14 protein-coding genes are annotated in these 16,328 nt (G+C 44.5%); 11 read left to right on the top strand and 3 right to left on the bottom strand.

Features of this window, described 5'->3' with window-relative positions; translation table 11 throughout:
- The first annotated feature begins 196 nt into the window (after positions 1-196).
- Genes kduD through OCV50_RS08990 form a run of 3 tightly spaced genes read left to right on the top strand, consistent with a single transcriptional unit; the run spans position 197 to position 2,125 of the window.
- Positions 197-958, top strand: a complete 762-nt coding sequence (gene kduD / locus OCV50_RS09000; protein WP_261902835.1) for a 2-dehydro-3-deoxy-D-gluconate 5-dehydrogenase KduD — start codon at positions 197-199, stop codon at positions 956-958.
- An 8-nt stretch (positions 959-966) separates the two neighbouring features.
- Entirely contained in the window at positions 967-1,476 is a 510-nt protein-coding gene (locus tag OCV50_RS08995) for a YgjV family protein (RefSeq protein WP_261902834.1), read from the top strand.
- A gap of 10 nt (positions 1,477-1,486) precedes the next feature.
- Positions 1,487-2,125: an RpiB/LacA/LacB family sugar-phosphate isomerase gene (locus OCV50_RS08990; RefSeq protein ID WP_261902833.1), complete on the top strand. Its 639-nt coding sequence runs from the start codon at positions 1,487-1,489 to the stop codon at positions 2,123-2,125.
- A gap of 259 nt (positions 2,126-2,384) precedes the next feature.
- Here OCV50_RS08990 and OCV50_RS08985 read toward each other — a convergent pair whose 3' ends face one another.
- Positions 2,385-3,149 (bottom strand): DNA repair protein, encoded by a 765-nt coding sequence (locus OCV50_RS08985; protein ID WP_239842717.1) that lies wholly within the window; start codon positions 3,147-3,149, stop codon positions 2,385-2,387.
- A gap of 342 nt (positions 3,150-3,491) precedes the next feature.
- Between OCV50_RS08985 and cysB the strand changes: the two genes are divergently transcribed.
- Both cysB and OCV50_RS08975 read left to right on the top strand, forming a co-directional pair.
- Entirely contained in the window at positions 3,492-4,466 is a 975-nt protein-coding gene (gene cysB / locus OCV50_RS08980; RefSeq protein WP_239842718.1) for an HTH-type transcriptional regulator CysB, read from the top strand.
- Positions 4,467-4,580: 114 nt separating this feature from the next.
- The gene (locus tag OCV50_RS08975) at positions 4,581-5,783 is read left to right on the top strand and encodes an SAM-dependent methyltransferase (protein WP_261902832.1); all 1,203 of its coding nucleotides are present in this window, start codon (positions 4,581-4,583) and stop codon (positions 5,781-5,783) included.
- Between the two features lie 108 nt (positions 5,784-5,891).
- On the opposite strand, the gene ald is transcribed toward OCV50_RS08975, so the two are convergent.
- Positions 5,892-7,016, bottom strand: coding sequence for an alanine dehydrogenase (gene ald, locus OCV50_RS08970; protein WP_032552080.1), 1,125 nt, complete (start codon positions 7,014-7,016; stop codon positions 5,892-5,894).
- Positions 7,017-7,190: 174 nt separating this feature from the next.
- Between ald and lrp the strand changes: the two genes are divergently transcribed.
- The 6 genes from lrp to OCV50_RS08940 all read left to right on the top strand — a co-directional run bounded on the left by lrp (position 7,191) and on the right by OCV50_RS08940 (position 14,904).
- On the top strand, positions 7,191-7,685 hold the full coding sequence (lrp, locus tag OCV50_RS08965; RefSeq protein WP_004734558.1) for a leucine-responsive transcriptional regulator Lrp: 495 nt from the start codon (positions 7,191-7,193) through the stop codon (positions 7,683-7,685).
- A 129-nt stretch (positions 7,686-7,814) separates the two neighbouring features.
- On the top strand, positions 7,815-10,925 hold the full coding sequence (locus tag OCV50_RS08960; RefSeq protein ID WP_261902831.1) for a DNA translocase FtsK: 3,111 nt from the start codon (positions 7,815-7,817) through the stop codon (positions 10,923-10,925).
- An 83-nt stretch (positions 10,926-11,008) separates the two neighbouring features.
- Positions 11,009-11,605: an outer membrane lipoprotein chaperone LolA gene (gene lolA / locus OCV50_RS08955; protein ID WP_261902830.1), complete on the top strand. Its 597-nt coding sequence runs from the start codon at positions 11,009-11,011 to the stop codon at positions 11,603-11,605.
- A 43-nt stretch (positions 11,606-11,648) separates the two neighbouring features.
- Positions 11,649-12,998, top strand: coding sequence for a replication-associated recombination protein A (locus OCV50_RS08950; protein WP_261902829.1), 1,350 nt, complete (start codon positions 11,649-11,651; stop codon positions 12,996-12,998).
- 143 nt (positions 12,999-13,141) lie between these two features.
- The gene (gene serS / locus OCV50_RS08945) at positions 13,142-14,449 is read left to right on the top strand and encodes a serine--tRNA ligase (RefSeq protein ID WP_261902828.1); all 1,308 of its coding nucleotides are present in this window, start codon (positions 13,142-13,144) and stop codon (positions 14,447-14,449) included.
- 188 nt (positions 14,450-14,637) lie between these two features.
- A complete protein-coding gene (locus tag OCV50_RS08940) occupies positions 14,638-14,904 on the top strand; it encodes a DksA/TraR family C4-type zinc finger protein (RefSeq protein WP_261902827.1) in 267 nt (88 codons plus the stop codon).
- A 102-nt stretch (positions 14,905-15,006) separates the two neighbouring features.
- Here OCV50_RS08940 and bioA read toward each other — a convergent pair whose 3' ends face one another.
- Positions 15,007-16,284 carry an adenosylmethionine--8-amino-7-oxononanoate transaminase gene (gene bioA / locus OCV50_RS08935; RefSeq protein ID WP_261902826.1) on the bottom strand — a complete coding sequence of 426 codons (1,278 nt, stop codon included), beginning with the start codon at positions 16,282-16,284 and terminating at the stop codon, positions 15,007-15,009.
- Positions 16,285-16,328 lie beyond the last annotated feature (44 nt).

Below are 16,328 nucleotides of genomic sequence, written 5' to 3'. Positions count from 1 at the left end.
TTGCAATTACCAAGTTGTCTGTTTGTACATATATTCTATGTGTACTCTAAAAAAACGTTATGTCATGTAAAAAATGAAACTATTAATATAAACGGTTTGACCAATATATACAGTATTAGTAAATTAAAATTAAATTAATGATGTAGAAAAAGTTACTTAATATTCTAGGTTGCTTTGACAAGATAAAGGAATAAACATGATTGCAAATACATTTAACCTTACAGGCAAAGTCGCTATCGTAACTGGTTGTAATACAGGCCTTGGTCAAGGCATGGCATTAGGCTTAGCACAAGCTGGCTGTGATATTGTTGGTGTCAACATTTCGGAGCCGACAGAAACTCGTTCTCTAATTGAAGCTGAGGGTCGTAAGTTCGTCGATGTACGCGCCAATCTGATGAAGCTAGATGATATTCCGACGGTGATCGACAAGGCAGTGACTGAGCTAGGTCGTATCGATATTCTTGTAAATAATGCAGGTATTATTCGTCGTAATGATGCTATCGAATTTACAGAGCAAGACTGGGATGATGTTATGGATATTAATATCAAATCATTGTTCTTTATGTCTCAAGCTGTAGCTAAACAGTTCATTGCCCAGGGTGAAGGCGGCAAAATCATCAATGTCGCATCAATGCTTTCGTTTCAAGGTGGTATTCGCGTGCCATCTTACACAGCTTCGAAGAGTGGTGTTATGGGTGTGACTCGTCTTATGGCAAATGAATGGGCTAAGCATGGGATTAATGTTAATGCGATTGCACCAGGTTACATGGCGACCGACAACACAGCAGCTCTTCGTGCTGATGAGAAACGTAACTCTGAAATTTTAGAGCGCATTCCTGCAGAGCGCTGGGGTACGCCACAAGATGTTGCAGGTCCAGTAGTATTCTTGTCTTCTGATGCTGCGGCATACGTTAATGGATATACACTGGCTGTTGACGGTGGCTGGTTAGCTCGCTAGAAAATCGTATGGAATTAAGGACTGAAGAAGTAGGGCAGTTACTTGGAATATTGAGTTATATTTTAGGTGTGTCTTTCTTTTTTCAGAAAGACGATAGAAAGTTAAAGAAGCTGATGATTGTATTCTATATCAATCATATGATTCACTTTCTATTTCTAGGTGCTTTAGTTTCCGCTCTGAGTTCTTTTATTTCTGTTTTAAGAACATTTGTCTCTATCTATACAAAATCTAAATATATAGCGTCTGTTTTTATTTTAGTGGGCGCTATATTGAGTAGCTCATACATGTCAAAGCCCTATGAAATGTTTGGTTTTCTTGGTATGTGTATAGGGACTTATTCAATATTTATGTTGCAAGGTGTCTTATTAAGGGTTGGGCTTCTTTTAGGTTCTATTCTTTGGCTTGTAAATAATATATTTGTTGGCTCAATTGGTGGAGTATTGCTAGAGTCGACATTGATCGTTGTAAATCTAATTACCATTAAAAGACTATATGGTGATCAGGTGAAATCGTATTAAAGGTAAGAAAATGAAAATTGCGTTAATGATGGAAAATAGCCAAGCAGCTAAGAATGCAACTATTTGGGATGAGCTAACATCTGTTGCAGAACAGCAAAACCATACGGTTTATAACGTAGGTATGAATGACGAACACGATCATCATTTGACGTACATTCACCTCGGTATCATGGCGAGCTTACTGATAAATTCAAAAGCTGTCGATTTTATCGTGACTGGTTGTGGTACTGGGCAAGGTGCGATGTTATCTCTCAATGCACACCCAAATGTTGTGTGTGGTTACTGTTTAGATCCTTCGGATGCATTCCTTTTCAATCAGATTAACAATGGCAATGCCATTTCTCTTGCATTTGCCAAGGGCTTTGGCTGGGCTGCGGAACTGAATGCTCGTTACATTTTTGAGAAAGCATTTACTGGTAATCGTGGTGAAGGTTACCCTATTGAACGTCGTGCTCCGCAGCAAGAAAACGCAAACATTCTGAACAGCATCAAGGCTGCGACTTCAAAAGACAATTATTTAGACACACTTCGTGCTATTGATGTTGAACTACTCAAAACGGCTGTTTCTGGTCTGCGATTCCAAGAATGTTTCTTTGAACATTGTCAGGACGAAGAGATTAAAACCTTCGTACGTGGTTTAGTCGCCTAAACAGAGTGCTCACTTAAAGTTAACTAACGATAAAAAGCCCGATAGGGCTTTTTTTGTACCCGAAATTGGTGGTAAGAGAATCCAAGTAGAAGTAGAACCCGTCATGTAGATACAACTTGCAATAATGGCTCACTGTGTGGTGTGTAATGATCGAATGTGTCACTGATATTGTTTGCTGTGGTTAGAACGCCATATACTAAAAACGAAGAAGGCTACCCGTGGGTAGCCTTTTATAGAAAGTCGTTTCTTAGTGGAGTTGTTACCACTTCTTCTTCTGACCAAATAGTGCATCCATATCGTCTTCGCGTTCTTTTGACTCCATTTGTTGAAGTTCTTGTGCGTTGCGATCTTGGCGCTTTTGATCAAGGTCGTTAAGCATCTCTTGTAGCTTTTCGCGAGCCTGATTTGAATATGGATCGTTTTTCGTGGTCAGTGCGTCGATGCCCTTGCGTAGCAGTTGAATGGCTGTGCCAGGCTGACCGCGAGCAATTGAGTCGTTCGCACGTTTAATTACGTTCTCGATGTTGATTCGAATCTGGATTGTCTCTAGACGAGCATTCTCTGCAACGTACGCTTGAGTCTCGAAACGGCCTTTGTTGTGTTCACTACGAATTGTGTCGCGCAGGCGCTTAACCAACTTCAGCATCATGATGGCTTGCTTATCGCTACTCGGTACACGGAAAGCCGTGCTTTCGCCACCTTGGTAATTCTCTTTGAGCTGAGTGATTTGTTGCTTCACACTCTCAATACGCTGAGCGAGCTGTTTGTTCTTTGGGTCCAGCTGATACATGTTTTCAAGCGAGTCGAGGATTCGTGTGTTTAAACACACTAGCAGGTCTTGGCTAAACGGCATGTGATGCGCGTTACCAATCAGTTCTTCCGTTCCATCGATAATGGTCAAATAACGAGAAGATTCCTGTTTCTTCGCTGTTTCCACCTTAACTTTGTACTGAAGCATGATGTTGTAGCCCAATACCAACACCAAAAGAATGGCTACTAAGGCAATAATTAAACCAATATTCATATAATTGCGTCTGCTTGTTGTGTTCTATCGCTAACTTCAGAGGATACACGATTCCATAGAGTATCTACACCCGTAAATCGCTTATCTGGCTTGTAAATCGTGATTTGTGATTATCTCTTGTTCATGCAGCCACGTAATCAAAAAGTGAAAACTATTTATTGATAATGAGGGATGGATTACAAACGAGTGGTGACGGTTTCATATCAAGCTCTATAAAAACTCAATTTTTCTATCATTTTCGCCTGTAAGACGTTATAACTAATTATTATATTTACTAAGTTTAACTCGCTCACTTTTTTAATAAGTTAGCACTGAAATGAGTAAAGGATTACGAGGTCACCGATGAAGTTACAACAACTGAAGTACATTGTTGAAGTAGTCAACCACAATCTAAATGTGTCGGCGACGGCTGAGAGTCTCTACACTTCTCAGCCGGGCATCAGTAAGCAGGTTCGTTTACTTGAAGATGAGCTAGGTATTCAGATCTTTGAACGTAGCGGTAAGCACTTAACTCAAGTGACGCAAGCGGGTGAAGATATTGTTCGTATCTCGCAAGAAATTCTTGCCCGTGTAGAGAGTATCAAAGCGGTGGCTGGAGAACATACTCATCCAGAAATGGGTACTCTGAATATCTCAACCACTCACACACAAGCTCGTTATGCACTGCCTGATGTGATTAAAGGCTTCACAGCTCGTTATCCCAAGGTATCGCTTCACATGCACCAAGGTACGCCTAGTCAGATGTCAGAAGCGGTCGCTAAAGGAACGGCTAACTTCGCGATTGCGACAGAAGCACTTCATCTCTATCAAGATGCAATCATGCTGCCGTGTTACCACTGGAATCGCTCAATCGTAGTGACGAAAGATCACCCGCTAGCCCAAAAACAGAACGTAACCATCGAAGACTTAGCAGCATACTCTTTGGTGACGTATGTATTCGGCTTTACTGGTCGTTCAGAACTGGATACCGCCTTTAACAAGGTTGGATTAACACCACGCGTTGTATTTACAGCGACTGATGCCGATGTGATCAAAACTTACGTACGTATGGGCATCGGTGTTGGCGTTATTGCGAGTATGGCGATAGATGCCGAGCAAGATACGGATTTGGTCGCAATAGACGCTAGTCATTTATTCGGCGCAAGTACAACCAGCATTGGCTTCCGTCGTGGTACGTTCTTACGTTCATACATGTATGATTTCATGGAGCGTTTTGCACCACATTTAACGCGCCCTGTCGTTGAACAGGCGATTTCTTTGAAGTCTAACGAAGAAATTGAAGAGATGTTCAAAGACATCGAGCTCCCAGTAAGATAGCTAAGATTACTTACAGGCCTACTCTTTGAGTAGGCCTGTTTTCTTTCAACTCTTCACCACTACTTCCTATTTGTGTGGGTTCCACCTACAATCCCTTCCATTATAGGGGGCCACATGCAATCTAAATTCCAAACTCTCGATACCTTTCTTTATCAACATCAGGTTTATTGGCGATCTGAACCGTTTCATCTTTGCCAACAGGATGAGCTCCCGTGGCGACATTACAACGAGGCTTTGTTTGCTTGGCTGCAGTCACTCGATGAACAGCAAATTCAGGTGTACAAAGATCAGCCTGATTCCTTGGCTGAAGAGTTAGGTGGATTTTTCCCCGACTTAAATGACATTGTTGATGTTATACAGATACCAACATTAAACCGAGAAGGGTTAGATCTACCCAAAGGAACGGATACAGGCATACCTGGGCGGAAACTTGAGCAAATCATGTCGATGAGTGAAGCCGTATTGGGTCATCACAAGGGCAATGAATGGCTTGAGTGGTGTTCTGGTAAGGGGTTTCTTGGTCGGATTCTATCGCAGCAATCGAAACAACCCGTGACCAGTTTTGAATGGCAACAATCTTTGTGTGACAGTGGTCAGGCGATTGCCGATGTACAGCAATTACCGATGCAGTTTGTTCAAGGAGACGCTTTCTCTGAAGACGCAAACAAGGTGTTTAACCACAATCAACATGCAGTGGCACTTCATGCTTGTGGTGACTTGCACGTGACTTTGCTTAATAAGGTTGTAAATTATTCGCTTCCTGCGGTTACGATTTCGCCATGTTGTTATCACTTGATTCAATCGGAACGCTATCAAGCGATGTCAACCGTAGCGCAATCTGCGCAACTCTCTTTATCTAAGTCCGATTTGCGAATTCCATTACAGGAGACTGTCACTGGCGGAGAGCGTGTTAAAAGGCATCGTCAATTGGAGATGAGTTTTCGATTAGGCTTTAGCCAGTTACTTAAGCGTGAGCTTGGGGTTTTAGAGTATCTACCAGTACCAAGTATCAAAAAATCGGAGCTTGCCGAAGGCTTTGAAGCATTCTGCTGGTGGGCTGCGAATCAAAAAGAGATAGCTTTGCCGAGTGGGCTGGATTTTGATTTTTATGAAAGGTTAGGGGAACAGCTTTTTTGGAATATGGAACGGCTTAGCTTGGTACAGCAAGTGTTTAGAAGACCATTAGAGATGTGGTTAACCTTGGATAGAGCGCTTTACCTAGAAGAACAGGGCTACCAAACGTCGGTTGAACAGTTCTGTGAAAGACATATCACACCACGTAATATTCTTATTCGAGGCTGGAAGGTGGATAAGTGAAGTAAGCACTAACTAGTATTGACGGCTATAAGATATAAAAAAGCCAGCTTGAAAAGAATCAAGCTGGCTTTTACATTTCTAATCAGTCAAAACTGTCTATCAATGTTCTTAGTTGAACATTGCGATAGCTTCAGCTGGGTCTACGTATTCTAGGTCAAAGCTTTCTGCAACTTCTTTGCAAGTTACTTTACCGTGGATAACGTTTAGGCCTTCTAGGAAGCCTTTGTCTTCTAGAAGAGCTTCACGGTAGCCTTTGTTCGCTAGCTTAACAATGTAAGGAAGTGTTGCATTGTTTAGTGCGAATGTTGAAGTGCGAGCAACAGCGCCTGGCATGTTAGCAACACAGTAGTGAACTACGTCGTCAACGATGTAAGTTGGTTCCGCGTGTGTTGTTGCGTGAGAAGTCTCGAAACAACCACCTTGGTCGATTGCAACGTCAACAACAGCTGCGCCTGGCTTCATCTTAGCGATGTGCTCTTTTGTTACTAGTTTAGGAGCAGCTGCGCCTGGGATTAGTACAGCGCCGATAACTAGGTCAGCTTCTAGAACGTGCTTCTCGATAGCGTCTTCAGTAGAGTAAACCACTTTTGCGCGACCTTGGAACTCTTCATCTAGGCGACGAAGTGTATCAACGTTACGATCTAGGATAGTTACGTCAGCACGTAGACCAACAGCCATACGAGCTGCGTTAGCGCCTACTACGCCGCCGCCGACAACAACAACTTTTGCTGGCTCAACACCTGGAACGCCGCCAAGTAGAAGACCACGACCGCCGTGAGATTTTTCAAGAGTTTGTGCACCCGCTTGAATAGACATGCGACCTGCAACCTCAGACATTGGCGCAAGTAGTGGCAAGCGACCCATATTATCTGTTACAGTCTCATAGGCTACGCAGACAGCTTTGCTCTTGATAAGCTCTTCAGTTTGTGGAAAATCTGGTGCAAGGTGTAAATAAGTAAATAATATTTGCCCTTCACGAAGCATAGCTCGCTCGACAGCTTGAGGTTCTTTAACCTTTACAATCATATCTGCTTTCGCGAATACGTCAGCAGCAGTAGGAAGAATGGATGCGCCTACAGCGATGTAATCATCGTCTGAAAAACCGATACCATTACCGGCATTGGTTTCAACAAAAACTTGGTGACCATGTGAGATTAGTTCTCTCACGCTAGCTGGGATCATACCAACACGGTACTCGTGGTTTTTGATTTCCTTAGGTACGCCAATAATCATCCTGACTCCTCATTTTATTTTGGTTGTATAATCTATAGTAGTTGTATTAACTGTGTGTAGGGTAATTCTGTCGAATTAATATCTAGTATAGATATGTTGAGATAAAATTTGATACTGAATATTAAAAAGTTGTAGTATATTTTTTTGCAAGGAAGTAATAAGGTGGAATAAAAAATGGCAGACAACTATAAGAAGCCGTCCAAGGAACTAGACCGTATCGACCGCAACATTCTTAATGAGTTGCAAAAAGACGGTCGTATTTCGAACGTTGAACTATCAAAACGAGTGGGTCTCTCTCCGACTCCGTGTCTTGAGCGTGTTCGTCGTTTGGAGCGTCAAGGGTACATTACAGGGTATACAGCGCTGCTTAATCCTCAGTACTTAGATGCATCACTATTGGTGTTTGTAGAAATCACATTGAACCGCGGTGCGCCAGATGTGTTTGAACAATTTAACACTGCCGTTCAAAAACTAGACGACATCCAAGAATGTCATTTAGTGTCGGGTGACTTTGACTACCTTCTAAAAACACGTGTATCGGATATGGGTGCTTATCGTAAACTTCTAGGTGACACGCTACTGCGTCTACCTGGTGTGAACGACACTCGAACTTACGTGGTAATGGAAGAAGTGAAACAAACCAACCAGCTGGTGATTAAAACTCGTTAATCATCGATGGTCGAACAGCAAGAAAGCGGAACTTAGTTTCCGCTTTCTTGCTTTCTGGAATTGGGTTTTTCCGTTTGATATGGTTAAATCAACAGTAGTTTTTATCAAACATATATATAAAGCTGGTTTATGTTCAAAGAGAGCGGCAACAAAGTCGAAACAATCATCAAAACGAGTGAAGAGCCTCAGTCTTCTCGTTTGACGGGTACCCAACGCTTAAAAGAGTGCAGTCTTATCTTAGGCGTACTCTTTTCAATTCTTCTGGCTGTTGCACTGCTGACGTTTAGCCCAGCAGACCCTTCTTGGTCTCAGACGGCTTGGGGCGGTGATATTCAAAATGCGGGCGGCTACGTTGGTGCTTGGTTGGCTGATACCCTATTTTTTGTTTTTGGATCTTTAGCTTACCCTCTACCGATTCTTGTTACGTTAGCGGCTTGGGTTCTTTTTCGTAAACGTGATGAAGATGAAACTATCGATTTTATGTTGTGGGGGACGCGTCTACTCGGCCTCACGATCCTTCTATTAACCAGTTGTGGTTTGGCTGATATCAACTTTGACGATATCTGGTACTTCTCATCAGGTGGTGTGATTGGTGATGTATTAACAAGCTTAGCTCTACCAACATTAAATGTCCTAGGTTCGACATTAGTTCTGCTCTTTTTATGGGGAGCAGGTTTCACGCTACTTACTGGTATCTCTTGGCTTAGTATTGTTGAATGGCTAGGCGACTCTGCTATTCGTTTATTTACCGCTCTTGTAAATAAAATTCGAGGTCACGATCAAGAGGTGATGGAGCCAGAGCTAAGAGAAACAGAACAGCATGATGAGCTGCAACTTGAGTCTTCAAATCCGCCGATTGAAGGCGTTGCGGAAGAAGTCGAAGAACGAAACGATCCACTGACGAGCGATCCGAGCCTACACTTCTCGGCAACAACTGAACCAGAAGTAGAAGCGCCGGTGGCAGAGCCTAAGCGTCACTTCAATATTCATATGCCAGAGAAGGCGCCTGAAGTTGCGGTTAAGCCATCTACAGTGGAAGTCAGTGAGCCAGTTGCGTTTAAGCAAGAAGTTGTTGAGCCTCAACCAGTAGAAGCGTCTAAGCCAGTTGAAAAGCCTCAACCTGTTTATCGTGCTCCGGAGGAGCCGTTAGAAGAAGGTGTTGAACGTTCTAAACAACTTAACGCGACAATTGAGCAGCTAGAGCACGCAGCGATGGATGAGGATGACTTGGCTGAGCAAGCGCAAGCAGAAGCTCATCATTCGCAGGCTGCTTACCAAGAGTACATGCAAGAGCAGCCAGCTGAGCCTCTATTTACTCCAGAGCCAAGTATTGCTGTTGAACAAGAGACAGAGTTTAATGCTGAACCGATGCGTAGCAGTGAACCAACAGAAGCTGTCTCTTTTACCTCCGAGCCCGATCCAGAAGTTGTGCCAGAACCTATGTTCATCGAACAACCTGTTGTTGAAAGCGCAATAGCTGATGATGTGACATTTGAAGAGACTCCATTACACGAGCCTCATGTTGATGAAGTCGAAGAGCCAATCTCTGACAATGGTCATCAAGTCGAACATCAAGCGGAAGAGCCTGCGATAGACTTGCCTTGGGAAGAAGTAACGGACGAAGAACCGGCACATCCAGACCAAGATGTTGCAGCGTTCCAAAATATCGTTTCTGAAGCGCAAGCGAATATGGCTGCAGCACAAAACCCGTTCTTGGTTCAAAAAGAGCCGAACTTGCCTAAGCCAACATCTCCGATGCCGACGCTAGAGTTGCTTTATCACCCAGAGAAGCGTGATAACTTTATCGACCGCGACGCATTAGAAGAGATTGCTCGTTTGGTGGAATCGAAGCTGGCTGATTACAAGATCAAAGCTGAGGTTGTCGATATCTTCCCAGGACCTGTGATTACTCGATTCGAGCTTGACCTTGCACCGGGTGTGAAAGTCAGCCGTATCTCGAGCCTGTCTATGGACTTGGCTCGTTCACTCTCTGCGATGGCAGTGCGTGTTGTTGAAGTGATTCCGGGTAAGCCTTATGTGGGGCTTGAGTTGCCAAATATGAGCCGTCAAACGGTGTTCTTCTCAGACGTAGTCGGTAGCCAGCAGTTTATTGATGCCAAATCGCCAACAACCGTTGTAATGGGACAAGACATTGCCGGTGAAGCAGTGATTGCTGATATCGCGAAGATGCCTCACGTGCTGGTGGCTGGTACAACAGGTTCTGGTAAATCGGTAGGTGTGAACGTCATGATCTTGAGTATGTTGTATAAGGCAACACCAGAAGATCTGCGCTTCATTATGATCGACCCTAAAATGCTCGAGCTTTCTATCTATGAAGGTATTCCACATCTATTATCAGAAGTAGTGACCGATATGAAAGACGCATCAAACGCGCTGCGTTGGTGTGTGGGTGAAATGGAACGTCGTTACAAACTGATGTCAGCCTTGGGTGTACGTAACATTAAGGGCTACAACGATAAGCTGAAGATGGCAGCAGAAGCAGGGCACCCAATCCATGATCCATTGTGGCAAGCGGGCGACAGTATGGACCCGGAACCACCATTGCTAGAGAAACTGCCTTATATCGTTGTTGTTGTCGATGAATTTGCTGACTTAATGATGGTAGTCGGCAAGAAAGTTGAAGAATTAATTGCGCGTCTTGCTCAGAAAGCACGTGCAGCAGGTATTCACTTGATCCTAGCGACGCAGCGTCCGTCGGTTGATGTCATCACGGGTTTGATTAAAGCTAACATCCCAACACGTGTAGCCTTTACGGTATCGACTAAAACTGACTCTCGTACTATCTTGGATCAGGGCGGTGCAGAATCGCTGCTAGGCATGGGTGACATGCTTTACTTACCACCTGGTTCAAGCCATACCATTCGTGTTCACGGTGCATTTGCATCGGACGATGATGTTCATGCTGTCGTTAACGACTGGAAAGCGCGCGGCAAGCCGAACTATATTGATGAAATCACCAATGGTGAGCAGACACCTGAAACCCTGCTTCCTGGAGAGAAGATGGAAGGCGACGAAGACGTTGACCCACTGTTTGATCAGGTTGTTGAGCATGTGGTTCAGTCACGTCGCGGTTCGGTATCGGGCGTTCAACGACGCTTTAAGATTGGCTATAACCGCGCAGCTCGTATTGTTGAGCAGTTAGAAGCTCAAGGAATTGTGAGTCCACCAGGGCACAATGGTAACCGTGAAGTATTAGCACCGGCGCCGCCGAAAGAGTAATCGCTTAATTGCGTAGATAGGAACTCAACCCTTAATAATCGGTCATAGTCTTATGACCGATTTACCTTGTAACAGGATAATTAATGAAAAAAGCACTCGCACTTCTATTTATGAGTTTTTCCGTGTTCGCTTCACCAAAGGAAGAGCTGAGCAACCGATTAGCGCTAAACGCAGGTTTTAGTGCTGAGTTCAAACAGGTTGTCACAAGCCCTGATGGCGATATTGTCATGGAAGGAGAGGGCACAGTTGAAATAGCGCGCCCAAGCCTATTCCGTTGGGAAACGACGTTCCCAGATGAAAACTTATTGGTCTCTGATGGCCAAAGCCTTTGGTACTACAGCCCATTTATTGAGCAAGTCAGTATTTACTGGCAAGAGCAAGCAACGGCGCAAACACCATTTGTATTGCTTACTCGCAACCAACAGAGTGATTGGGATAACTACGATGTAACCCAATCGGGTAATCAGTTTACGCTGAAGCCAACGGCGGTTGATTCGAATCAAGGGGATTTCCAAATTCAGATCAACGACAAAGGCATCGTTCAAGGGTTTAATGTTATTGAACAGGACGGTCAAAAAGGTGAGTTCACATTTAGTAATGTCGAGCTTGGTAAGCCAGGCAGTGATCGTTTTACATTCGTCGCTCCAGAAGGTGTCGAAGTTGATGACCAAAGAAACTGATTCTTTGATATCGTCCATTTAATCGCGAATCAAGAGATAGCCATTGAGTAATTACAGTTTAGACTTTTCGGGGGACGAAGATTTTCGTCCCCTTGCTGCTCGTATGAGACCAGAAACCGTCGAGCAGTACATCGGTCAACAGCATATTCTGGGACCCGGTAAACCTTTGCGTCGAGCGCTTGAAGCCGGGCATATTCACTCCATGATTTTATGGGGGCCTCCGGGTACCGGAAAGACTACTTTGGCTGAAGTGGCTGCCAATTATGCCAATGCTGAAGTTGAGCGTGTGTCAGCGGTTACCTCAGGTGTGAAAGACATTCGTGTCGCGATTGATAAAGCGCGTGAAAATAAGCAAGCTGGACGTCGAACTATTTTGTTTGTAGATGAGGTGCATAGGTTTAACAAAAGCCAACAAGATGCATTCTTGCCACACATCGAAGATGGCACCGTTACCTTTATTGGAGCGACGACAGAAAACCCGTCTTTTGAACTCAATAACGCTTTGTTGTCGAGAGCGCGTGTTTACAAACTGACTTCTCTCAGCACAGATGATATCTCGTTTGTTATCCGTCAAGCCATTGAAGATAAACAGCGCGGTTTAGGTGATGTAAGTGCCCACTTTGCTGACAATGTACTTGATCGTTTAGCGGAGCTAGTGAATGGCGACGCTCGCATGTCACTGAATTATCTTGAGCTTCTATACGATATGGCCGAAGACGACGACCAAGGTCGTAAGTCGATTACGCTTCAACTGTTAGCAGAAGTCGCTGGCGAAAAAGTGGCTCGTTTCGATAATAAAGGTGATATTTGGTACGACTTGATTTCGGCTGTGCATAAGTCGATACGAGGTTCAAACCCAGATGCGGCGCTGTATTGGTCGGCGCGCATGATTGCTGCTGGCTGCGATCCCTTGTATATCGTGAGACGTTTGTTAGCGATTGCATCGGAAGATATCGGTAATGCAGATCCAAGAGCAATGCAAGTTGCCATTTCGGCTTGGGATTGCTTTACTCGTATTGGTCCTGCAGAAGGTGAACGAGCGATTGCACAAGCGGTTGTCTATCTTGCGTGTGCGCCAAAGAGCAACGCTGTTTATACCGCGTGGAAGCAGGCGCTCACTGATGCGCATAACTTACCCGAATACGAAGTGCCTCATCATTTAAGAAATGCACCAACAAGTTTGATGAAGGACATGGGCTACGGGCAAGAATATCGTTATGCTCATGACGAACCTGGTGCCTACGCTGCGGGTGAAAAGTATCTGCCGCCTGAAATGGGCGAGCGACAATACTATTACCCAACAAAACGAGGCTTAGAGACCAAGATTGGCGAAAAGCTAGATTATCTGGCGGATTTGGACGCAAAAAGCCCACAAAAACGCTATGAAAACTAGCCTTTTTTGGATATCTTAACCTAGTCATAAAATTCAGATTAAATCGTTAAAAAATGATGAAATAATCATCAGTTTTGGCGGTTTAGTGGTGTTTCAGTGGTCAAGCTACTGAATATTCAAATAACTAAAGCATAGGATTAGCAATGCTGGATTCTAAATTACTTCGAGCTGAGCTGGATGAAACAGCGGCAAAATTAGCACGTCGAGGCTTTGACCTTGATGTAGAGACAATTCGTGAACTTGAAGAAAAACGTAAGTCCCTTCAAATGAAAACTGAAGAACTGCAAGCGTTACGTAACTCTCGCTCGAAGTCCATTGGTCAAGCAAAAGCGAAAGGCGATCACGAAGCAGCTGAACGCATCCTTGCGGAAGTAGGTAACCTAGGTTCTGAACTAGACGCAGCTAAAGTTGCACTTGCTGACCTTCAAGGAGAACTTGAAGCGATCACTATGGCGATTCCAAACCTGCCAGACGAGTCAGTACCAGCAGGTAAAGACGAAGATGACAACGTAGAAATTTCTCGTTGGGGTGAGCCAAAGACTTACGACTTCGAAGTAAAAGATCACGTTGATCTTGGTGAGCTTTCTGGTGGTCTTGATTTCGCAAGCGCGGTTAAGATTTCAGGTTCTCGCTTCATCGTAATGAAGGGTAAATTTGCGCGTCTACACCGTGCAATCGCCCAGTTCATGCTAGACCTTCACACTGATGAGCACGGTTATACAGAAATGTACGTACCGTACCTAGTGAACCACGATAGCCTATACGGTACTGGTCAACTACCTAAGTTCGGTGAAGACCTATTCCACACAAGCCCGCTAACAGAGCAAGTAAGTGACGTTCCTCTTAAGAAACTATCGCTTATCCCTACTGCGGAAGTACCAGTAACTAACCTTGTTCGCGATACCATTACGGAAGAAGCGGAACTGCCACTTAAGATGACAGCTCACACGCCTTGTTTCCGTTCTGAAGCAGGTTCTTACGGTCGTGATACTCGTGGTCTTATTCGTATGCACCAGTTCGACAAAGTTGAGCTTGTACAGATCACTAAGCCAGAAGATTCAATGGCAGCGCTAGAAGAGCTAACAGGTCACGCTGAGAAAGTACTTCAACTTCTAGAGCTTCCTTACCGTAAAGTAGTTCTATGTACTGGTGATATGGGCTTCGGCGCTGCGAAAACTTACGATCTAGAAGTATGGGTTCCAGCACAAGAGACTTACCGTGAAATCTCTTCTTGCTCAAACATGTGGGACTTCCAAGCTCGTCGTATGCAAGCTCGTTTCCGCCGTAAAGGCGAGAAAAAACCTGAGCTAGTACACACACTAAACGGTTCTGGTCTTGCTGTAGGTCGTACAATGGTTGCGATTCTAGAGAACAACCAAGAAGCAGATGGCCGTATCGCTATCCCAACAGTACTTCAGAAGTACATGGGCGGCGTAACGCACATCGGTTAATCGTCTAGCTTTTGAATTGAAAACCCAGCCTAAGTGCTGGGTTTTTTATTGCCCGAATCTAGTCATTGTTACAATTAGGTAATAGTTATTTGCTCATGCGCTGGATTATATCTAATAGATATTGTTCGTATAATGGTCGCCTACCGCGGTAGGAATTGATTTTCTCATTCAGATATTGAGGAGGGCATATGGCTGTAGGATGGGCAGGCGACGATAGCGTTAGCCAGCAAATTCAAGATACGATTTCCGATGAGATCTCTCGTGTCAGAGGGAACATTAAAATCGGAGAGAGTGCTCATTACTGTGATGAGTGCGGTGATGAGATCCCTGAAAAAAGACGACTCGCGATACAAGGAGTACGTTTGTGTATTGAGTGCCAATCGATGTTAGAGCACGATGCGCATCAGCATGCACTTTATAATCGTCGAGCAAGCAAAGACAGTCAGTTGCGATAGTTACAACAACTGCGTCATTAGGTAGTTAGTAGAGTGAGTAGTGGTATGAATGGTTGTTCAGCTTTGAAACCATTCATACCCGATTGGTGGGTGCAATACTTGCTATTGGAAACATTCTGGTCGTTGGAGTGCGCTATCAATGGCGGAGACCAATTGCTCGATATGATGTGCTTCACTGATAAACGGAGGCATCATATAGATCAACTTGCCAAAAGGTCTGATCCAAACCCCTTGTTCAACAAAGTGCGCCTGTATCAGCTCCATATCGACAGGGATATGAGTTTCTACTACACCAATCGCTCCTAACCAACGAACGTCTTTAACCAACGAATGTCGCTTGAGTTTTGGAAGCATCTCTGAGAACAGCGATTCGATTTGTTGCGTCTGTGACTGCCAATCACCCTGTTCGATTAATCCAAGGCTTGCCGCCCCAACAGCGCACGCAAGCGGATTCCCCATAAATGTTGGACCATGCATAAAGCACCCAGCTTCACCGCCGCAAACCGTATCGGCAACATCTTTGCTTGCAAGCGTTGCCGAAAGAGTCATATACCCTCCCGTTAGTGCTTTGCCGACACATAGAATGTCCGGTTGAATATCGGCATGTTCACAAGCAAATAACTTACCTGTACGACCAAAGCCGGTGGCAATCTCGTCAAGAATCAAGAGCACGTTGAATTCATCACACAGTGCTCTCACTTGTTTCAAAAACTCCGGGTGGTAAATACGCATGCCGCCGGCACCCTGAACAATGGGCTCTAAGATCACAGCGGCAACTTCTTGATGGTGTGCACTCAGTTTTTCTTTAAAGCTGTTGATATCATCAGGGTTCCATTCATCCCAGAACCCCGTTTTTGGCGAAGCGGCGAAGATATGTTCTGGTAGGAACCCTTTGTACAGGCTATGCATTGAGTTCTCTGGGTCAGTAACCGACATCGCAGCGAACGTATCACCATGATAGCCATCTCTTAACGTTAAGAACTTGGAGCGTGGTTGGCCCTTTGCGTGCCAATACTGCAATGCCATCTTTAAACTCACTTCAACCGCTACGGATCCAGAGTCAGCCAAAAATACATGTTCCAAATTGCTTGGTGCGAGATTGAGGAGCTTCTTACATAGATCAATTGCAGGTTGGTGAGTGATACCACCGAACATCACATGTGACACTTTGTCGATTTGGCTGTGCGCAGCTTCATTTAACACAGGATGATTGTATCCGTGGATGGTAGACCACCAAGAAGACATGCCATCAATGACTCGCTTTCCATCTTCCATTTCTAATAAAACACCCTCGGCTCCAACGACGGGGTAGCAGGTCAGAGGTGTGAGAGTCGAAGTGTAGGGATGCCAGATGTGCTGGCGATCAAAGGCGAGATCCATAGCAATTTCCATGTGTAATTTGATTAAAAAATAACCAATTGTAA

Origin of the sequence: Vibrio fortis, from assembly GCF_024347475.1 — a bacterium.
In the GTDB taxonomy this organism is placed as follows: domain Bacteria; phylum Pseudomonadota; class Gammaproteobacteria; order Enterobacterales; family Vibrionaceae; genus Vibrio; species Vibrio fortis.
Note: the sequence above shows the minus strand (reverse complement) of the source record. Positions and strands in the feature narration are given on the sequence as shown.